The organism is Shewanella amazonensis SB2B, from assembly GCF_000015245.1.
Classification (GTDB): Bacteria; Pseudomonadota; Gammaproteobacteria; order Enterobacterales; family Shewanellaceae; genus Shewanella; species Shewanella amazonensis.
Map to the genome: position 1 here is coordinate 3,228,784 of NC_008700.1, position 20,550 is coordinate 3,249,333.

At 53.8% G+C, this 20,550-nt stretch carries 19 protein-coding genes; 11 read left to right on the top strand and 8 right to left on the bottom strand.

All coding sequences use genetic code 11. The annotated features are described in order from the left end of the window. Positions 1-232 precede the first annotated feature (232 nt). From SAMA_RS14120 to SAMA_RS14140, 5 genes are all read left to right on the top strand, one after another. Entirely contained in the window at positions 233-1,078 is an 846-nt protein-coding gene (locus SAMA_RS14120; RefSeq protein ID WP_011760805.1) for a MipA/OmpV family protein, read from the top strand. A gap of 56 nt (positions 1,079-1,134) precedes the next feature. After that, positions 1,135-1,479 (top strand): DUF3019 domain-containing protein, encoded by a 345-nt coding sequence (locus SAMA_RS14125; RefSeq protein WP_198134284.1) that lies wholly within the window; start codon positions 1,135-1,137, stop codon positions 1,477-1,479. Then, positions 1,479-2,180, top strand: a complete 702-nt coding sequence (locus tag SAMA_RS14130; protein ID WP_011760807.1) for a response regulator transcription factor — start codon at positions 1,479-1,481, stop codon at positions 2,178-2,180. Before SAMA_RS14125 ends, SAMA_RS14130 begins: the two co-directional genes overlap by 1 nt. Further along, positions 2,174-3,412: a sensor histidine kinase gene (locus SAMA_RS14135; protein WP_011760808.1), complete on the top strand. Its 1,239-nt coding sequence runs from the start codon at positions 2,174-2,176 to the stop codon at positions 3,410-3,412. The genes SAMA_RS14130 and SAMA_RS14135 overlap by 7 nt, the downstream gene beginning before the upstream one ends. 117 nt (positions 3,413-3,529) lie before the next feature. Continuing rightward, positions 3,530-4,093 (top strand): peptidylprolyl isomerase, encoded by a 564-nt coding sequence (locus tag SAMA_RS14140; RefSeq protein ID WP_011760809.1) that lies wholly within the window; start codon positions 3,530-3,532, stop codon positions 4,091-4,093. Positions 4,094-4,261: 168 nt separating this feature from the next. On the opposite strand, the gene SAMA_RS14145 is transcribed toward SAMA_RS14140, so the two are convergent. Both SAMA_RS14145 and SAMA_RS14150 read right to left on the bottom strand, forming a co-directional pair. Then, complete coding sequence (locus tag SAMA_RS14145; RefSeq protein ID WP_041409878.1) at positions 4,262-5,350, bottom strand: hypothetical protein; 1,089 nt, start codon at positions 5,348-5,350, stop codon at positions 4,262-4,264. A gap of 118 nt (positions 5,351-5,468) precedes the next feature. After that, positions 5,469-6,329: a DUF2927 domain-containing protein gene (locus SAMA_RS14150; protein ID WP_011760811.1), complete on the bottom strand. Its 861-nt coding sequence runs from the start codon at positions 6,327-6,329 to the stop codon at positions 5,469-5,471. Between the two features lie 215 nt (positions 6,330-6,544). On the opposite strand from SAMA_RS14150, the gene SAMA_RS14155 reads away from it, so the two are divergent. Continuing rightward, positions 6,545-7,705, top strand: coding sequence for a sterol desaturase family protein (locus SAMA_RS14155; RefSeq protein WP_011760812.1), 1,161 nt, complete (start codon positions 6,545-6,547; stop codon positions 7,703-7,705). A gap of 75 nt (positions 7,706-7,780) precedes the next feature. On the opposite strand, the gene SAMA_RS14160 is transcribed toward SAMA_RS14155, so the two are convergent. Continuing rightward, positions 7,781-9,730 carry a DUF4339 domain-containing protein gene (locus SAMA_RS14160; RefSeq protein WP_041409879.1) on the bottom strand — a complete coding sequence of 650 codons (1,950 nt, stop codon included), beginning with the start codon at positions 9,728-9,730 and terminating at the stop codon, positions 7,781-7,783. 45 nt (positions 9,731-9,775) lie between these two features. Next, positions 9,776-10,207: a DUF4339 domain-containing protein gene (locus SAMA_RS14165; protein WP_011760814.1), complete on the bottom strand. Its 432-nt coding sequence runs from the start codon at positions 10,205-10,207 to the stop codon at positions 9,776-9,778. Between the two features lie 474 nt (positions 10,208-10,681). On the opposite strand from SAMA_RS14165, the gene SAMA_RS14170 reads away from it, so the two are divergent. The 3 genes from SAMA_RS14170 to SAMA_RS14180 all read left to right on the top strand — a co-directional run bounded on the left by SAMA_RS14170 (position 10,682) and on the right by SAMA_RS14180 (position 13,417). Continuing rightward, the gene (locus SAMA_RS14170) at positions 10,682-11,014 is read left to right on the top strand and encodes a carboxymuconolactone decarboxylase family protein (protein ID WP_041410475.1); all 333 of its coding nucleotides are present in this window, start codon (positions 10,682-10,684) and stop codon (positions 11,012-11,014) included. 193 nt (positions 11,015-11,207) lie between these two features. After that, a complete protein-coding gene (locus tag SAMA_RS14175; protein ID WP_011760816.1) occupies positions 11,208-12,275 on the top strand; it encodes an alpha/beta hydrolase in 1,068 nt (355 codons plus the stop codon). 95 nt (positions 12,276-12,370) lie between these two features. After that, the gene (locus SAMA_RS14180; RefSeq protein WP_011760817.1) at positions 12,371-13,417 is read left to right on the top strand and encodes an NAD(P)-dependent alcohol dehydrogenase; all 1,047 of its coding nucleotides are present in this window, start codon (positions 12,371-12,373) and stop codon (positions 13,415-13,417) included. Positions 13,418-13,435: 18 nt separating this feature from the next. Here the strand turns inward: SAMA_RS14180 and SAMA_RS14185 are convergent, their stop codons facing one another. Both SAMA_RS14185 and SAMA_RS14190 read right to left on the bottom strand, forming a co-directional pair. After that, complete coding sequence (locus SAMA_RS14185) at positions 13,436-13,792, bottom strand: cyclophilin-like fold protein (protein ID WP_011760818.1); 357 nt, start codon at positions 13,790-13,792, stop codon at positions 13,436-13,438. A 36-nt stretch (positions 13,793-13,828) separates the two neighbouring features. Next, complete coding sequence (locus SAMA_RS14190; protein ID WP_011760819.1) at positions 13,829-14,341, bottom strand: (R)-mandelonitrile lyase; 513 nt, start codon at positions 14,339-14,341, stop codon at positions 13,829-13,831. Positions 14,342-14,561: 220 nt separating this feature from the next. Here SAMA_RS14190 and SAMA_RS14195 point away from each other — a divergent pair, with 220 nt between their 5' ends. After that, complete coding sequence (locus SAMA_RS14195; RefSeq protein ID WP_011760820.1) at positions 14,562-15,461, top strand: AraC family transcriptional regulator; 900 nt, start codon at positions 14,562-14,564, stop codon at positions 15,459-15,461. 137 nt (positions 15,462-15,598) lie between these two features. On the opposite strand, the gene SAMA_RS14200 is transcribed toward SAMA_RS14195, so the two are convergent. Then, complete coding sequence (locus SAMA_RS14200; protein WP_011760821.1) at positions 15,599-17,668, bottom strand: protein-disulfide reductase DsbD family protein; 2,070 nt, start codon at positions 17,666-17,668, stop codon at positions 15,599-15,601. Positions 17,669-17,771: 103 nt separating this feature from the next. Then, positions 17,772-18,863: a TlpA family protein disulfide reductase gene (locus tag SAMA_RS14205; RefSeq protein WP_011760822.1), complete on the bottom strand. Its 1,092-nt coding sequence runs from the start codon at positions 18,861-18,863 to the stop codon at positions 17,772-17,774. A 231-nt stretch (positions 18,864-19,094) separates the two neighbouring features. Here SAMA_RS14205 and SAMA_RS14210 point away from each other — a divergent pair, with 231 nt between their 5' ends. Beyond that, positions 19,095-19,913 (top strand): AraC family transcriptional regulator, encoded by an 819-nt coding sequence (locus SAMA_RS14210; protein ID WP_011760823.1) that lies wholly within the window; start codon positions 19,095-19,097, stop codon positions 19,911-19,913. Positions 19,914-20,550 lie beyond the last annotated feature (637 nt).

Sequence of the window (20,550 nt, forward strand, 5' to 3'; positions counted from 1 at the left end):
CACATTTGTCGCAACTTTGTCGCAAATGCGCCTGATACACTTTGATAAAGATATTATTAATGCATTAATTAACAAGAGATTTTAACAGCTCGCATCAGCACCAAAAGTTTCAGACACCTGATGTTACATTGCTTTTACATAATCACTTTGCTAGTGTGCCCTGCCTGAATGGATGCGCCGGCCAACTGAATAAATCGAAAAATAATTCGCATAACAATTGAGGGCGTGTTAGTTGTTTCGTTTACTATTGATATTGTTGTTATTTTCATCTGCTGTCAGTGCGAATAAAAATACACTGCCTGACTCCAATGGCACCTTGGTTCCGGTGGGCAGCTGGTATCTGGGGCTGAGCGTGGGTGTTGGTGCGTTGAAAAATCCGTTGCGTGGCCAGGACAATATCCCTCTCTACGTACTGCCTGAATTTCGCTACTACGGTGAAAGATTCAGCGTCGAAAACCTGGATGTCTCCTTCACCTTATATGATGCCCCCGCATACAGTCTGGAGCTGGTAGGGCAGCAAAATATGGATGGCCTGCTGTTCCCGGGCGATAATCGACGTCTCATGGCCTCCTTTACTGGCATGATCCCCATTCGCTCCCGGGATGTGGTTGAAACTGCTGTCGAACTCCCCCCACTTTATCCAGAACATAAATCCATGTCTTACATGGCCGGCGTGGCAGCCCGTTATTTTGGCTGGTTCGATGCACAAGTATTGGCCCTGACTGACGTCAGTAAAGTGCACCATGGTTATGAGATCAACCTGAGTTTAGGGAAACAATACAACTGGAAAAATATCAACTTTGAAGCGCAATTCGGTGCAACGTACAAAAGCAGTAAATTAACCGAATATTATTATAACGGTGAATATCAGGAATTATTCTATCAAGTTTATAATTACCGGGCAGATTCAGCTATCAATCCTTATATTCAGTTGTCCGCAGCGTATGACCTTGGAAATAATTATTTCGTAAGTGGCAACGTTCGAAACATTTGGCTTGATGACACCATTCATCACAGTCCAATTTTTGAAGACACTCACCTATTAACTTACTTCATCGGCATCAAGAAATTATTCTGAGGCAAATGATGGCAAAGCACATAATCATAATAACCGGCTTGCTGATAGTGATGTTAATGCTACCAAGAACGGCTCGCGCCGATAACGGGATCATAGAGTCTTTTGAAGTGGTTCCGGTTTATTGCGTTGTGGAGCAAGGGCAACATTGTCAGGGCGAATTCAGTTTTCAGTGGCAACTGCACACAGAGAGCGATTTTTGCATTTTTCGCCGGGCACAAGAATATCCACTGTACTGTGGCAGCTCTCCCTTGCGCGGTGAGATCACCTTGGCCATAGATGTGCCTATCGAACACGAATTTATGATGGTTGCCAGTGATAGTCATGCTGTTGCCAAAGTGCAACTGCTGGAACTTGGTGTTGATGTGCGCCGAACCCGTCGTCACCTTTGGAGTGTGTTTTGATGAAAGTAAGCAACCAACTGCTGCTGATAGAAGATGATTATCAGCTGGCCCGCTCCGTAAAGCGCTTTTTGACGAAAGAAGGCTTTGAAGTACACCATTTCGTAAATGGTGATGATTTGGCGGAGTTAATAGCAAGTAATCAATTTGACTTGATACTGTGTGATGTCATGCTGCCTGGGACAAATGGCTTTGAAATTGCCAAAAGCCTCAGGCAGAGCTTTAACGGCCCCTTTATTTTTATGACCGCACTGAGCGATGTAGAAGACCAGCTACAAGGCTTTAATCTCGGTGCCGACGACTATATCTGCAAACCCGTTCCGCCACCGCTTTTAGTGGCACGGATAAAAGCGAATTTACAGCGACACAAGCCCCAGGTAAAAACCACTGAGAAAATTCATTACGGCAACCTGGAAATCGATAAACAGCGGCGAACAGTTCTGGTAGGGGGAGGGCTCCTCCCCCTTTCCCGCTACGAATTCGATTTGCTGTGGATTTTACTTGAGCACCGGGAAGAACAAGTCAGTCGCGAGTATTTGTTTACCAAAACGGTTGGCCGGGAATACAACGGTATCGACCGAACGGTTGATGGCCGGATCAGTCGTTTACGTAAGAAACTGGAAACCAACAAAAAGGTTCGTTGCCGTATCTATACGTCCTGGGGGCAGGGTTACATGCTGTCGGAGAAAGACCTGAATTGCTGACCCGATTTCTGGGCTATTACGCCCTGGTTGTTTTGGTAACCTTTGCCGTTATTTTTATTGGTGACTACAGTTTTCAGCGTTACCAGCAACGCGCAGAAGTACAGGTGGATTTGCATTATCTGTTTGAGCTGGCTGACGACTATTGCCGGTCTCAGGTCTGCCAACCGCACACATCTCTGCCTTTTTCGCAGCTCTCCCTGATAGACACCCGCAGTATTCAAATGCCGGCGGAAAGCTGGCAACGATTGGCGACAGGCGAAATACTGGCACTGTCGATGGGGGAAGATGAGATCTATTATCGCGCGATGACAAAGGACATGTTATTGCAATTTGGCCCCATCCCGGCCAAACCTCACCCGGGTTGGTATGTCACCGCCTTTTACTTATTATTGGCAACGCTAATCCTGATGGGGCTGTACCCGCTGTTTCGGGACATGTATCGCCTCAGGGAAGTCAGCCTTCGCTTCAGTAAAAACCGTCAATTCGAGTCGCTGCAACTGCCAACATCACGCTATTTTCAGCCGGTTAACGATGCCATCTTTTGGATGGTGAATAAAATTGCGCGTTTGTTGGCCCTGCAAAAAGAACTCTCCCATACCCTGTCCCACGAGATGCGCACCAGCCTGAGCAGACTCAACTTCACCCTTGCCATATTGGACCGGGACAATCTGGAAGAGTGCCGTGACACCCTGCAAGAAGACATTGATGAGCTCAATACGCTGGTGAAAGAATACCTGGATTTTTCCCGACTGGAGCATCTAACGCCAAAACTGGATCTGGGGCTGCTCAATTTAACCGTCCCCATACGCCACTACATTGGGTTACTGGGTCAGTATTCTGACAAGCATATTGAGTTCCATGAACTCTGTACCACGCCAATCGCTGCCGATGAGCGCCTGATGGCAAGGGCTATCAAAAACCTGATAGACAATGCCATCAAGTACTCTGCTTCCAAAGTCCTGATCCGCTGTTCCAGTACTGAGCAAGGGGTGTGCGTGTTGATAGAAGACGACGGAGAAGGACTTCTGACAGACAAAATTGACGAGCTTTTCATGCCTTACGTGCGCAGTGGTGCTGGAAGAAACCTACCTGGATATGGTCTCGGACTTGCCATCACCCGAAAAATTGTCGACTGGCACGGCGGTACAATTGAAGCCGGCAGGAGTGATTCTCTGGGCGGGGCCTGTTTCAAACTGGTACTGCCAGTGTCTGTACCCACACAGGTAAATTAAGTCATACAACGCACCTCAGATTAGCAGGGGAAGGCCGAAGCACTGCCGGGATTAGTGTTTGAATTTCTCACCAATCTCTGTAGCTTAGAACGCACTGTTCCCCAACTGGCCCCAGCTATGCAACTCGCCCACCAGCACCATTCATTTCGGCTGTTACTGCCCTTAATGACACTTTGTCTCGCCCTGATTGGCACAGGGGTGAAGGCAGAAAATCTTGTCACCATAGAAACCAGTCTGGGTGACATGACCTTTGAGTTTTTCCCCAATGAAGCGCCAAGGACAGTCGCCAACTTTCAACGACTCGCTCAAAGCGGTTGGTACGAAGGCAAGTCCTTTTATCGGGTCGTCAAGGGGCATGTTATTCAGGCAGGCAGCCTGGATGAAAACACAGAGCCCAGGGTGGAAGCCGAGTTCAACCAGCATCCCCACATCAAAGGCACCCTGGGGCTTGCCCGGGACGAAGACCCCAACTCAGGCTCCACGGAATTTTACATCTGCCATGAAGCGAGGCCACACCTGGATGGCCGCTATACCGTGTTTGGCCAACTGGTTGAGGGCGAAGCCGTACTCGATGCCATCGCCAATCAGGAAGTGATTGAAAAATATTATGATGAAGACAAAAAAATCGCCTTCCACGAGCCCAAAACGCCTGTGTTAATCAAGGCCATACGTCTGCATTAACCCAGATAAGTTCGCTCCTGATGTAAGACATGGCACCAGGCTCGCCCGATTGTGCAACGTTAGTCAAAGCCTCGCCGAAGAGGCCTGAGGTATAACAGACACGTTCATAAAAAAGCTGCCCTGTGGCAGCTTTTTTATGGATTTAATTCTGTTTCAGCCGGATTGATATCATTGGCCAAAGGCTGGCGAAATACAGCGTTTAACGCTGTAGCTGTACCCCAAAGGAATACTGTCGTCTTTCAGGACTTCCAGAATTTCATAGTCATTCAGCTCCACCACCTTGCTGCCTTCGGTATGTTGGCAACGGGAGCGGCTATCTGATTCATATACATAAATAAAATACGCCAGCATCGACTGCTGTAAGCTGTGGTAGCGCTCGGCCCTGTCCTTCATCTCACGCACCGGCATGGACGCCAGATTGGAGGTTTCTCCGTCGCGGGTAATATGTACGCCAAAGCTGCCGTCAGAATTATCAAGCTCTTCGGTCACAGCGTCTGACACGGCCCCCGAGGCAGTACTCGCCGTTGAGTCTTCAGCAGGGGTGGGCAATATCCCGGTGTCTATCACCTTTTTTTGCACTTTTTCATCGGCCGCGAAAAATCCTTCGTATAAACCCGACGTAAAGGCACTGGAGTCTGAGCCCACACCGGTAAAGGCCCCCAGCATCAAGAGTTGGATAAGCAGCGCGATACTCCAAAACCAACGAACCAGAGCAGTGGTGAACACAAAGCGGTAATGGGGAGGATGCCAGAGGGCATGAATACCAAAGGGTTTGAGCAATAACAGCAGCAACAGGTAAAAGGGCATGGCCACCTGGGCCAGCAGTAACATCAGCAGCGAGGTGATAAAAAACCACCCCGGCAGACTGAGTAAAATCGCGAAGTTATGACTGTAGGGCAAACTGGATGCCGCCACCCCGGTCACCTCATTGACCATGCCTGCGGCGTTACCCAGAGCAAAGTTGGCAACTACCGCATAAAACAGCAAAATCAGCGCCTTACCTGGTAAACTGTGCCACACGTGCAAAAAGCGTGGCCAGAACTCACTCACCAGGCCAGTGAGCACCAACACAGACATCAGGCCAAGGAACCAGGGCCCCAAATCCAGCATCAGCACAGTTTCAATCAGCAGCAATAACGTGGCCGTCACATAGCAACGCTGGGCAAAGTTAAGGCTGTGCCAGAATTGTTTCAGGCCAGAGAGGATGCGGGTGAACGGTTGAGCGAAGGGACGATTAAAGAGTCCCGAGATTTTCATCTTTATCTGAGAAGTAAGTGCCGGTAATTCCATAAGTGATAAGCGTCGCACTGTCTGTAATCCATTGTGCCCACAAGATACTGGAAACAAATTTGTTACACCAGCATGCAGTGACCAGTCAGCGTCCCAACAGACGATAGAGTTCACCCCGGCGCACTTCATAATCGGCGCTCGCCAGGGTGCCATCGGCGAGCCATGCGGCCAAGAGTTCGGCGATAACAGGGGCAGTTTGGGTGCGACTCATGCCCGGTGTCAGGGCATTGTGATACAGCAAACGGATAAGCACCCAGTCCAGGGGCGTGAGCAAGTCAGCAGCCGCTTTATCATTGAATACCGAGGGGAATACAGCGTCGCTGTCATTCGGCAACCCCAGCACCTGCGTCAGCTCTTCCACCACGCAGGACACCAACTTGCCATGCATTCTCGCCTGATCCACAGGAATAAACACCTGTGCCCGACGAATAACACCACCCGGCGCCTCAAAATGAGCCAGGCACACGGCACCATGCAAATTGGCAGCGGCCTTGGCCCCCAGGCGGCGCTTCACTTCCCCCCCCCAATCCCGCTGACGGGTAAAAAGAATATGAAGATTTGCCTTATTGGCATCGACTTCCCGGATAGCGAGTCCGGTGAGTTCACCAAGCTGCTTAAGGTGCATCAGCACCAATTGGCGCTGCACCGGCTCCTGAACCTGCTCTTCGATGGTAAATCGTATCTCTGTGGCCCACTTGGCAAGCGGAAAACTGCCTGCTTCGTACTCACGGCCATGCACAACAGCGGCAAAGGCGCGCGCCACATAATCAGGATTGAGGTGATTGCCGGCACCGGGTTCAAAATCAGTGGCAAGCGGCTTGGCTAAGGCAGCGGCAAATGCCAGAGAAGTCAGTATCAGAGCAATGACTGACCTTCCGGCCAGCGCCATTGCGCCCACAAGCAAGACAGAGGGGCGCCACATGCGGCAGTTCCATGCAGTCTTCACACTACATCCTTTTGTACTATTCCTTTTGGCATATGCTGAAAGCTTAGCATGTCCCATCGGAGCAGCGCGCTATCCCGACCGCCCGGGGCTGTGGCATCGGGGTGACGCCATGCTGAAGGCTGTGACATAATCGCCGCAATTGGATTTGGCCGCCAACGGGGCAACAACCGGCCCCCGGTCGGCGTCGTGCGGCCCCGAAACAAGGATATTCAGCCATGGATGAGCAGTATCAATATCAGCAAAGGGACGTGCCCCCACGCCCCCACAAAGCCTTCCGACTCGGGGAAGGGAAAATCAGCGGCTTTGCCAGCGTATGTTTAGGGGCGCTCAGCCTATTAGCCGTGCTGGCCTATCTTTATCCCTCTTATCTCACCACCACAGAACTCAGGGCAGTTTACGACGCCAAAGAACTTCAGCAAGTGCTGAAATACGGCATGTATTTTTCGCTCTTTTTTGGATTGCTGACTTTTGTGCTGGGTGGCTATCGCCGGCTGGGATTAACCGGTATCGGCCTCACAAGTACTGCGTTTTTGCTGGGTGGCTGGCAAATTCCTGTGGGCCCCGTTGCGCCCAAAGCGCTCTCACTCGGTGTGGATTGGCTCATCCTGGCGTTTTTGGGGTCGGTGTTTATTTTTATGACCCTGGAGAAACTGCTGCCAAGGTATAAAGATCAGGTGATTTTGCGCCCCGGATGGGGGCTGGATCTCTGGTATTTCGTATTCAACCATTTGGCGATTTCCGCCATCCTGCTGTACGCGAACTACCATGTTAGCCACTTCCACTGGGCGGTCAGCGACGAGGTACAGGCCTGGGTTCAGGCATTGCCACTGTGGGTGCAGGTGGTGGCCATTATCCTCGCGGCCGATTTTGTCCTCTACTGGGAACATCGTCTGTTTCACGAAGTCGGCTTTTTGTGGCCCATTCATGCGGTGCATCACTCGGTGGAAGATTTAGACTGGCTCGCGGGCTCCCGAGGTCACTTTATTCAGATGTTCTCCGAACGTGCCATGGTGATGGTGCCCCTTTATCTCCTTGGGCCTGACAAGGCCGCGCTCGACATCTACGTGGCCTTTGCGGCGCTGCAGGCGGTGCTTATCCATTGCAACACCCGACTGCATTTTGGCCCCATCAAGTACCTGTTGGTGACGCCCTGGTTCCACCACTGGCATCACAGCTCGGAAAAACCGGCCATAGATACCAACTATGGCGCGCACACTCCCATTTACGACTGGTTGTTCGGCACCCTGCATGTGCCATCACAGCACTGGCCCGCCCACTATGGCACCACCAAGCCCCTGCCCCGGACCTTCATGGGACAGCTCAGCTATCCCTTCGCCTGTTGGCTGGCCAGGCGCAAAACCAAGGGCGCTGACTGAGCCAAAGGATTAACCTTTCCCTCGCACAAACAAAACGCCCGGCAAAGCTGCCGGGCGTTTTAAGGCACGCGTCAATCAACCGCGTCTGCGACTTCTACGGCGCATACGGCCTTCAAGATCGCCTTTCTGCGGCCTGGGCTGACTGGATTGCCCGTCGCTCAGCGTATCGCCGGGCATCGCCGGGTCTGCTGACAACTCATCGTCTTCATCCCCGTCGACGTCGGCCTCCTTGTGCCCTTCCTTCTTATCGCCCTTGAATACGGACTTAAAGATACTGGTCACCGAAGGCAGTTTACCTTTGGGCTCGTTCTTTTCCGTCTTTATGGATGGCTCAGCCGCCGGTGCCTTACCGCCCCCCAGCTTTACTGACACAGTGTCACTCTCTTCAGCTCCGGATTCAGTGGCAGAGGCGTTCACAGCCATTCCATCATGGTCAAAGTCTTCGGGGGAAAAGCCGAACAAGCCATCTTTACCCTGGGGACGACTGGGCACAGGATCCGGCAAAGTGCTTGGCATCAGGGACGCGAAAAAATCATCGGGATTGGCCTTTACAGCGACCGGGTCCAACGACAGAGAACCACCTTTTGACGACCCTGTGGGGGTAGACACATCTCCGGTGACTGGCGCCTCTGCAAACGCGCTATCGGTTGTGCCCTTGGCCGCTTCGGCAGCATCGAGGGAAGCGATAAAGTCATTTACCGAAATCATTTTGGGCCGCTTTACAGCAACAGGATCTTGGGGAAGTAATGCGGGATCTTTCGCCGAGGTGACAGCACTGGGAGCCTGAGGCGCTTCAAGACTCTGCGTGATCGGGGCAAATTCGATGCCGGAAAGCTTCGCAGGTTCAGGCTTTGCAGTATCAGGCTTTTCCATCTTGAGCTCGGATGTTTCGGGCCTGACAGCCTTGTACGCTGTTATCCCGGAGGCACTTCCATCGGCTTCAACGCTCTCATCAGCCTCGTCAATCTCATCGGGCTCGGTACGGGATACCTCGTTTGCGGCTTCCTTCTCCTGAGGCAGCGGCTCCAGTGCATTGGACAGCTCTTGCTCCCAGGCCAATGACAGGGCCAGTTCGGCACTGAGGCTCTCATCATCTTCGTGCAAAAGCAGCTCGTGTTTGTGTTTGTGTTCGGCTTCTGCCTCCACCTCGCCCTTCGTCGATGAAGTATCCTCTGTGAGTTCGAGACCGGATACTGCTGACAGCTCTTGCGCTGAAGCCGCCGGAAGCACTGATTCAGCTTGCTCCAGCGCGATGGACTCAAACTCCAGAGGCGCGATTTCAATACTGGCCTTGGGCGTATCGACAAGCAGTTCGCTATCGACTTCAAGTCGTTCGGGGTTGGCGCCAGGCTCAGGCTTAAGCTCGGGCTCAGGCTGATGCTTAAGCTCAGGTATAGAGTCAGATGCAGGCTCAAAAGTGGGAGTAACCGCATCAATTCGAGGTGCCGCTGCTAAACCGGCCATCCCTTTGGTAAGCTGCGGAGCACTCACTGCGCTCGACACCGCATCCTGACCCGCATCCGATTTTGCCTTGCGCTCACGCAGACACAGCTCAAACCCCTCACTCACTTCAGCGAGTTCAACTTTGGCCATCGCCAGTGCGTAGCTGAGGTCGTCCAGTTGCTTACGGTACTGGCCTGCGTCTTCCTCGATGCCCGCAATACCCCGCTTGACCTCATCACTGAGCTTATGGGTAAGGCGCTTGTAGGTGGTAATTTCCTGCTCCAGCGCACCGAGTAACCCCTGAGTGGCTGTGACGCTGGCCTCAAGGGCGGCGGCTTGCTCAGTAAGCTCCTGACGGCGGCGAGCGAATGCTGACGAAAGGGTTTGGGGGACTGTGGTTGCTACAGGAGCCGGTGTGGGGATTTGGCCACTGAATTCAGGAATGTGACTCACAGGAAGCCACTGGGTGTAAGAAGGATGCCAGCCATAACTGTCGGGTTTATCCTGTAAAAACGCGATGGCCTCGGCATGGGTCATTGGCGCACTCTGCGCACCTTTATGTGAAAGAATCCATTTCTTCATAATCATCATTCTTGTTCATCGCCACGGCGACTGTGTGGAATGGGGTTAGCCTTGTCTTACGGCAAAACCAGCCAGCTTTTTCTGCAACGCCTCATACTGCTCATTGATGGTGCGCAGTGTCTGATTGACCTCTTGATTCAGGCTCTGAGTAACCGTTTTGCTGCCCTTGATATCGGCACCGAGTGTGGACAGGCTTTGCTGCAGTGACGTCAGGCTGGCAGCGATGGGCTCCAGCGACTGCTTCAGTCCCTGCTCTTTGGCAAATACGCGCTCAATCAGGGTCTCAGGCACCGCTTTGGGGGGCGGCGGTGGCGTTAGCTTAAGCTCAAACTCGTCGATGTGGCTTACCGGTACCCACTGGGCAAACGATGGCTCCCAGGCGTAACTGTCTGGATGGGCAGCGATAAACAGATTGGCTTCAGTCAGTCCGAAGGGGCCGCTGATTTCACCCTGGTGGGATAAATACCATTCCTTCATAGATCACCTCTTACCTTTTGTATTGGTACTGCTTGGTTTTTTCATTGTTCAGGCGTGATGTTCTAACCATTACCACGGGCTATCTGTTCTCAGGGGAAAACCCGTTGCAACAACCGGCTACATTAACCGATGTTTTTTTACAAGACCATCGATAAGAGGTAAATCCCGAAGAAAATTTAATCGTTAACCATACGGAAAAATCCTTATTAATCAGTCTAAAGAACTACACGAACCAGCCGCATCCAGTGCCCGATGCCAACCCTTTCGCCTTGATGTATATCCAAAAATGCCGGCGGCAAACCAGAGATGGCACAGCCTGAGCGAACACAGCAGGGAACTGGCATGTCCAGGACACTAAAAATCGAGACGCTGCCAGATTAATGGGCAATGAAACAGCTGCTTCAGGCAACACATCAACAGCCTTGCACCACTAGGATGGTAGCTGCAGAACCACAGCTTGCTTACGGAGGTTTTATGGCTGATAACACGGGTATTGCGCACAAGATATTTGGGGATTTTGCCCCAAAGCTTGCCTATCTCACCGATGACATTCTGTTTGGCCCCGTGTGGGGCGGGGAAGAGCTCTCGCAACGTGACCGAAGCTTAATAACAGTGGCGGCGCTCATCACCCAGCACAGGCCGGAACAGTTGAGATTTCATCTCACCAAGGCACTGGAAAATGGCCTGTCCCACGCAGAGCTCATAGAGGTCATCACCCAACTGGCCTTTTATGCCGGTTGGCCCAGTGCCATGACGGCCCTTGACGTCGCCCGGGAAGTGTTCGCACCGGCCAAAAGCGCGCAGTAACGCCAGACCCTCAGTCGCTTTGACATGTGCCGGCTGAGTCCACATAAAACAAAAGTCCGGATTTTCAGGCAATCAATCCGGACCTTCATCCTTTCTTGTGTATGCCTGTTTTCCAGACAATAGACCTCATCCCTGCTCCGACAAAAATGTCTGCAACCGGAGCACTAATCCAGTCTCTGAGAAGGAAACAGCATTGAAAACATCCATCACCACACTGGTACTGGGCACCTTACTTGGTACTACAGGCGCATTCCTGCCAATGGATGCGCAGGCACAAACTACCGGGCTGCAACTGCCACCATCAAGCAGCGCCAATAATTTTTATCGGAGCAATCGTCTGCAAATGCAAAAAGTCACCTTTAAAAATCAGTTCCGTATGAATGTCACCGGCAACCTCTACCTGCCAAAAGACATCAAATCAGGAGAGCGCAGACCGGCCATCATCGTTGGCCACCCCATGGGTGCAGTAAAAGAGCAAAGCGCCACGCTTTATGCCCAGAAACTGGCCGAGCAAGGCTTTATCACACTCGCTATCGACCTGTCGTTTTGGGGCGAAAGCGAAGGCAGTCCACGCAATGCGGTACTGCCCGATATGTATGCCGAAGATTTCAGTGCCGCCGTTGATTTCCTCGGTACCAGCCAGTTTGCCGATCGGGATCGGATCGGCGTGCTCGGGATCTGTGGCAGTGGCGGTTTCGCCATCAGCGCCGCCAAAATCGACCCTCGCCTGAAAGCCATTGCCACCGTCAGCATGTACGACATGGGAGGCTTTAGTCGCCATCTCTACGGCAAGTCCCAGTCGATGGCGCAACGCAAGCAGGTGCTCGCGGATGCGGCAGCGCAGCGCTATGTGGAATTCAGCGGCGGAGAAACCAAATACACAGGCGGTACTCCCCACGAAATTGACGACAACTCTCATCCCATTGCCAGGGAGTTCTATGACTTTTATCGCACACCCCGAGGCCAATTTACGCCGGAGGGTGCCAGTGCTGAGCTGACCACCCACCCCACACTGAGCAGCAACGTCAAGTTTATGAATTTCTATCCGCTCAATGACATAGAAAGCATCTCACCGCGCCCTCTGCTGTTTATCAGCGGTGAGAATGCCCACTCGATTGAATTCAGTCAGGAAGCCTACGCCCTGGCCGCTGAGCCCAAAGAGCTGTATCTGGTCAAGGATGCCGGACACGTAGACCTATACGACCGCACGGCCTTGATCCCCTTTGCCAAACTCACCGAGTTTTTCAGCACCAAGCTGTAGCGCAGGCGGATGCGTGCAAAACGCCAGGCATTTACCCCGGCCCACTGTGGGCCGGTGATGAGTCCCATAACGAGAGTTACCCATCTGGAGACATGATGAAAACCATTGGATACGCAGCCCAATCTGCATTAAGCCCCTTAGCACCATACGAATACACATGCCGTGAGCTAAGGGAGGATGACGTTGCCATTGAAATACTCTACAGCGGCGTGTGCCACAGCGATTTACACACAGTGAAAAACGACTGGGGGTGGACAGTTTATCCCACGGTACCCGGGCACGAGATTGTTGGCCGTGTCGTCGACATTGGCGCCAGCGTCACTCAGTTCAGGATTGGTGACAATGTCGCCGTAGGCTGCATGGTCGACAGCTGTCAGACCTGTTCTCACTGCCACAGTGGTGAAGAGCAATTCTGCGAGCAGGGATTTACCCAAACCTATAACAGCGCCGAAAGGCACAGCGGGGAAATCACCAAAGGGGGTTACGCCAGACACATAGTCGTGCGGCAGGAGTTTGTACTCCAGATCCCGCCATCTCTGGATCTTGCCAGGGCTGCCCCACTGCTGTGTGCCGGTATTACCACCTACTCGCCTCTGAGAACCTGGCAGGTCGGCCCGGGCAGCCGTGTGGCGGTAATTGGCATGGGCGGTCTCGGTCATATGGCAATTAAACTGGCCGTCGCAATGGGTGCACATGTCACCGTCATCAGCCGCACTGCTGACAAACGCGCGGATGCCATGCAACTGGGCGCCAATGAGTTTCTCATTTCAAGTGAGACAGAGAGTATGCAGCAGGCAGCAAACCGCTTTGAGCTCATCCTGGATACCATTCCGGTAAAACACGACGTGACGCCTTACATGCCCTTGCTCAAGGTCGATGGCACCCTGACCCTGGTGGGCCAGGTGGGCCCGATGGCAGAAGTGAATACCGTGCCCATGATCATGGGACGCAGGCGCATTGCCGCCTCCCTGATTGGCGGAATCGCCGAAACACAGGAGATGCTGGACTTTTGTGCCCGGATGAACATCTTGCCCGAGGTTGAAATGATCACCATGGAGCAGATAAACGACGCATTCGAGCGGCTTGAAAAGTCAGACGTACACTACCGTTTTGTCATCGATATGCAGGCGTCCAGGTTCTGATGTATCAAAAAAAGAGGCTCAGTTCAGAGCCTCTTTTTCTATGACTAATTCGATGTCTTTGGCATCGGTTAACCAGGCGCAGTCGCCCGGTAGCCTGCCAAGTTTTATTAATCCCCTGGCGTAGCCAAAATCCCGATAAAAGAAGGCCAGGTTTCCCCAGGGGGCGTAGTAGCAGATATCACCTGTATTGGCCGCAGTGCCTGCGGGTAACCCCGCTGTCGACAACTGGGTATCCAGATAAGCGATTTTCTCTGTGCCTGCATAATCTGTGAGTGTGAGACTCAGCGGCAACAAGGCGAAAAAATCCCTCGCGGCCGCAGAGTCATCAAGGCTGGTATGGATAACAGTGCCATTAACCAGCAATCGAATATTCATGTGCGCCTCCGGTGTCTCTGGCATGGTAGCGGTGAATCAACGGGAACCGGGTAAGGCCGCATTCAGGTACTGTGCATCCGTCACCGCCTCAAGCCAGGTCACTGCACTGCCGTTTTGCACTTCCTGAATGGCGATATGGCTCATGCTGGTGTATGAAGTCGCCCCATGCCAGTGGACCACATTGGCCGGAATCGACACCAGAGAGCCCGTTTGAATCTGTATACGCGCACTCCCTTCTTGCTGCACCCAGCCTGTTCCTGAGGTCACTATCAAGGTTTGCCCAATCGGGTGCGTATGCCAATGGGTGCGACTCCCCGCCTCAAAGGTCACATTGGCGCCCGAGCTTCGGGCTTCCCCCTGGGCACTGAACAGCGCTTCTACCTTTACCTTGCCGGTAAAAAACGCATCCAGGCCCTGAATCGGCTCCCGACTGTCGGCCGATTCCACCCGGATTTGCATGCCGGTCCCGTGCTGCTCCGCCGCCTCCGGGCTATGGGCAAGGAATAGCAGGGGAAGAGTGATGAACACAATCAGGCCAGAGGGTCTCATAAGATGTACTCCAATAGATGGGGCTAAGCTTCAACGAGGGCGCCGGGCAATTTGGCATACCCCATTGTTTCAGCTCGCCGCTGGCATCCATAGCAAGATACTGGCGATTGATTGCCTATTCGTCCGAATCACAGGTTCAATCGGTGGTAACAAACTCGTATCTGCGTACAATCAACAGGAAGCAGATTGTGCAAAAATCTTTCCCCCTGTGGAGCCAAACATGCTTAAAAAAGAACCTGTCGACAGTCTCTGTGTTGCACTGGCCAGCGCGGTGGCCCATCACACTGAAGGAGAGGAATGGGCCTCCACGGCTATTGAAGGGCTGGAGTTTTATCGTCAACCCGCACCGACGTCCTGCGCTATATGCGTTGTGGAGCCGAGCATCGCCTTGGTGGTACAGGGGGCGAAAAGCATGACATTAGGCGAACAGAGTTACCGATATGATACCCGCCGCTTTCTCATCACCTCTTTGGATTTACCGGCCAAAATGCAGGTTCTGGAAGCCAGTGAGGAACAACCTTATCTGGGCATTGTCCTCAAGCTGGATTTGGCCATGATGAGCGAACTGATTCTGCAGGCACCACCGCATCCACATAAAGACCCCACCTCAGAATACGCCATGGTGCTTGGCAATACCACACCTTCACTGCTGGATGCCGTTCAACGTCTGGTGGCATTACTCGATGAACCCGAATCCATTGCGGTACTCGCGCCCCTTATCAAACAGGAAATTTTTTGGCGGGTTCTTATCAGCGAACAGGGAAGTCGATTGCGGCAGATAGCATCGGTGGGCAGCCAGGGGCTGCGGATTGCCAAGTCCATCGAATGGCTGAAATCACATTATGATCAGCACCTGAGTGTGGATGGGCTGGCCGACTTGGCCCGCATGAGCAAATCGACGTTCCATCATCACTTTCGTGCGCTCACCTCCATGAGTCCGCTGCAGTATCAAAAACGCCTGAGACTGCTGGAAGCCCGCAGATTAATGCTCGGCGAAAACATGGATGCCTCTGCTGCGGCCTACCGGGTCGGCTACGAGAGCCCATCACAGTTTTCGCGGGAATACGCACGCCTCTTTGGCAATCCGCCAAAACGTGACGTCACAGCCCACTGGCAATAGCCCGCTCCAATACCTATATCCGCGGCTGACCACGGGCGTCCGGCAAGGCACCAAAGTAACTCCATCCAACGAACCTGCAGCACCAAAGAAGGAAAGTCGACAAGCGCCCTGACACAGCATCCTCAGGGCGCCCGGCCTCAACCACCCGCCCTTTCAATCAGCAGTGAGGATGTCAGTATTTGCGGCAACACCTCTGGCTGTAGATTTCCCTTTTTATACCAAAGATATAAAGGCACACCAGAACGCTGATGTTTTGCAAGAAACTCGGTAATCTGCGGGTCGCCATTGGTCCAGTCGCCCAGCATCACGGCCATCCCTGCACGCTCGAAGGCCGCCTGGGTGTCCTGCCGCTCAATGGCCGTTGTTTCATTCACTTTACAGGTCAGGCACCAATCGGCACTGAAATACACAAACACATCCTGCTCCATGATCAGCGCCGACAAGTCCTTCTCGTTAAATGTCAGTGGCCTGTTTGTCTCGGCACCTGCCTTCGATATCTGAGTCTCTGCCCCCGGCGATACGCTGAGCAGGGTGCCGGCGACAATAATGACCGCCAGCAGCGCTGGCCACCAGGGCCTCTCTCGGCCCCCATGCTGGAGCAATCCCATCAGCCAGAGAGCAAGACCCAGCAGCATTGCCAGCAGCAAGGCAACAAACACATATTGGCGGTCAGTCTGCTGCATCAGCACCCACACCAGTCCAAGGGCCGTAAGCAACATGGGCACAGCAAAAATGCGTTTCGCTGTCACCATCCAGGCACCGGGCTTAGGCATTCGCTGACGCAGTGCCGGTACAAAGCCCACCAGCAAAAAGGGCAAAGCCATGCCCAGACCCAAACCGGCAAACACCATGAGCCCAACGTAAGCCGGCAGCACCAGCGCCGCCCCCAGAGCTGTGGCCATAAAAGGCCCGGTACAGGGGGTGGCCACAAAGGCAGCCAGCACACCGGTCCAAAAATCCCCCGCCGGTCCTTGTTGCTGCTGCAGGCGACTGCCCGAACTCAGGGTGCCCATTTCAAACAAACCGGCCAGATTCAGCCCTATGGCCATCATCAGTAGAATAAGCGCCACTATGATTTCAGGCCGCTGCAATTGAAAGGCCCAGCCCACCTGTAAACCGAACTGCCGCAGCACCAGAATAAGGGCTCCCAGCATTACGCACACCAAGACGGCGCCGAGTGTGTATGCCACAGCGCCGCGCCGGGCAAGTCGCTCGTCCCCCATGTGAGTCAGACTCAGCACTTTTAAGCTGAGAATGGGAAAGACGCAGGGCATCAGATTCAGCAGTAATCCTCCGAGCACGGCTCCCAACACGGCCACCACAGACAGGGACAGCAGCGAGCCCTCTTGCGCAGCCGGTAAACCGGCTTCGGTTGGGAACATCAATGCACCGCCCGCCTGCCCGGTCGCCTTGACCCGGATAGCCAGGCCTTTATCCAGTGTCAGCACCCCATGAAAGTCACTGACATCCCCCTCACCGGCCTGGGTCTGCATAAAGAGGCGGTCACCCTTTTGCACAAAGGATTGCGGCGCCGTATTGGACAGCGCGCCATTGACCTCAGGGTAAAAGTGCAGATTATCAGTCACGGAAGCGGTTTCGGGCAGGGGCAGCGACAACACAAATAGCCCATCGCGGACAGTGAAATCAGCGCTGGCCGCCACGGGTTTTGGGATAGCTTGACGCCAGACATTAAAGGCGGCCTGCTGTGTCTTGGGCGCGCCCTTGTCGCCAACAATAAAGTGGGTTTCGAGCCGCTGCTGCTCGGGTAAACACAGCGTGGGACTGCACACCAGATAGCGCAGTTCCACCGCAACATCAATGGCGGTACCCGCGGCGATGTCATCGGCAATCTGCAGTGGTGCCAGCAAGGCATAGTCACCGTGATAGATGTAATTCATCATGCCGCTTATCAACAGGGACTCGGGGGCAGGATATTGCAGTTCTCCCACTGTGACCCCCTCCGGCAGTTGCCATTGCAGCTGCAGCGGGAAACCGGCGTCACCGGGGTTGAGCCAATAACCGTGCCATCCCGCTTCGGGCGACATACGGACAGCCAGGGAGGTCTGGGTCCCGGACGCCGGAGTGTTTGATTCCAGCAGCAGCGATGCCGCTATCTTTTGGTCCGGGCCGTCGCTTGCCATTGCAGGCAAACATGCCAACAGGATGCAACCCACGAGGATGTGAAACCAAAAGGTGATGATTTTCATGGTATAGCCTGTACTCCAAGTCCTGAGTGTCAGTCCCCTGTCATCCAACCCTGTGAAGTAACTGCGGGTCGCGCTGAAAGGGGCCTGACGTTATGGTGCTGCGTTATTCAGCGACATCCCCGGTAAGTAACGCGTTGAGGCGTTCGCTGAAGTCAGGCGCCTTGGGACTCACCTTCTCCGTGACCTTGCCGTGCTCATCGATATAGACGACGGTTGGCAGCTGGCTAACCCCGAATTGTCCAAACAGACTGCCTTGTTCATCGAACACAATCGGCAAACGCGGTGCGTAGTTGGTTTGGTATTCGGCCAGATCGGCCTCGGATGACCAGAGGTTACCGGATACATGCAGCCACTGGGCTTTGCTGTTGGCGGCGTGCTGCTCAACCATTTCACGCACCTGCTGACAGGCTTTGGCAGTAGCAGGCTCAGACTCCGCCAGATACCACTCACACCAAGGGGCGAAGAACACCAGTCCTGTTGCCTTACCCGGCGTAGCAGTCGAGGGCAGCGGATAATCAGTCTTATCGAGGGCCGTTAATGTCAGCGAACTCAGCTCATCACCCCGCTCAATCACCTGCGCTTTTTTGGCCACGGCATTTGTCTGTGACTCACTCAGCTCAGGCTTGGCTGCCGCACCGGCAACCACCTCTTTGAGTGCCTGATGAAATGCCTCGTCATCCTGATGCCCCACGTAGGCAATATGGCCGCTGGTATCAATCAAAAAGTGCTGCGGCGTCACCCGCAGGTTAAACGCCCGCGCCAGTGAGCCATCATCTATGGTCATCGGCATCGTCAGCCCCGCCTTTTTTACAAAGGCAGTGACTGAATTGTTGTCATCGCTGATGCCGGTATTAACGGCAATCACCTGCAACTCATCACCATACTGCTGATAAATATCTTCAAACCCGGGCATTTGCTGGCGGCAAGGCACGCACCAGGTTGCCCAGAACTTGATGTACACCGGTTTTTTGCCATAGATCTCGCCAAGATTCAGGCTATCACCCGCCAGAGTGGTCACGGTCAGCTCAGGCGCGGGTGCACCAATGAGTTCATTGCCAGCGACTTTGGCTCTTCTTTCCCCTTCTGCGGCAAAATCATCCGACGCCACCGAAGGCCCGACAAAGGCCGAGGACAGCAACAACGTTGAAAGACTCATAATCAGCAACCTGGATAGCTTGGGGGGTATTTGTGTCATGCGTGATTCCCATATTCGACAACGGATAAGTGAAGCGCAGCAGCCAGCTCTCAGAGAGTTACAGCATGACTGCTTACGACTGCGGGCATGGTAAGCAATCAGGGGAAATGCGAATTGTAGATTTTCGACATGTCAGTAAGATGCACAGGGGATTGCCGGACTGTGATTGACTGGCATTAACCGGGGACGGTTGGGATATACTGGCTCAACCCGCATTTGGAGCGCTTTGCCATGTCAACATTGCCGCATCTTGGTTTTCAGGTTTATCAGCCCTGCGCCCCGCTGCTGCCCTATGTTCGCTGCTACTGGCAAATCACCCGCATTGCCGCCCCTGAGACAAGGTCGACCGAATTCATGCACCCCGAAGGAGGCACCGGCATCATCTTCAATTTCGGTGCGCCAATGCACTTCGATGGCTGGCAACACAGGGCCCAGTGTCTGGTGACAGGCCCCACCAAACAAAGCACCAGGCTGGAGCTTTCAGGCCGGGTCGATGCGCTCGGCATTCGTTTTTGGCCCGGCGCCGGACGGGCGTTTTTAAAGACGCCCCTGTCGGAAATGCTCGGTCAAACCCTGACACCGGCCGACCTGTCGCTCGCACTCTTAAGCGATGAGCTGGCCGAACGTCTGGCCGTGCTGCCCACCGCGCCTGAGCGCATTGCGCTGCTTGAAACCCGGCTGCTGCACTACCTCACCGCCCATGGCTCACAAACACAGACGACCGAACCCAGCATGAAATATGCGCTCAACTGGATAGCCGAGCAAAAAGGTCAGGGAGAAATACGTAACCTGCTCACCGAGATAGACATCAGCCAACGCCAGCTTGAGCGTTTATTCCAGCAAAACCTGGGGATGTCGCCAAAAAACTACAGCATATTGCAGCGCACCGGCTTCGCCCGGGAACTGCTTAAAAGCGACACCGACAGCCCTCTCACCGACATCGGCTATCAGGCCGGATTCTACGACCAGGCCCATTTCATCCGTGAGTTCAAGCAAGTGATTGGCATCACCCCGGGGCAATTCCGAAGCAAGGCGTTGCTTAGGCGCTGAACCCCAGCCCAACCCTTGGTTGTATATGTATGCCAAGGCCACCACTCGATGCCATTCATCACCTGCCGTGGGCTTTCGCACTGCCACACCCGTGACCCGCCGCGAGTCCGTCCATGGAGGCTCAACGGCGAAAAATGCTTCCTTGCACAAAAGCCAGTTCGCCATCTGCCGGACAGGAGTCCCAATGCCGCGAAGGGCTGGACGCCCGAGAGCGGCCATGGCTCTCGTTCGCAACATATCGCTTCGCGATGCTCACCCTGTCGCCGATGGTCGCTGGTGCAGCAGTGCCAGTAAAAGGGTGTTCCTCTCTGGCTTGCTATGCATGTTTGAATATGACTAATGAAACTCGAAAGCTGGAATGTTGCACCGTTCCCCGTTCCGACGCTGCCGAGGACTGCATGGATGCAGGAGTTAGAACGAAGCAGGAGCCAGAGTCGGGGACGTTGCTGGAAATGGCGTGGCGAGGCATGGAGCCGAGCTGGGATGGATTTATATGGACGTAAATCCGCGAGTCTGGCGCGCTAGCCAATTTTCAACATAAGGCCGAGGGGTTTTCAGCGTCGGTTGGGGGGGCTGGTGGATTGGATAAGGGCGAATGCTCGCTGATAGCGAGGGTGCTCATGAGCGCGAGCCATGG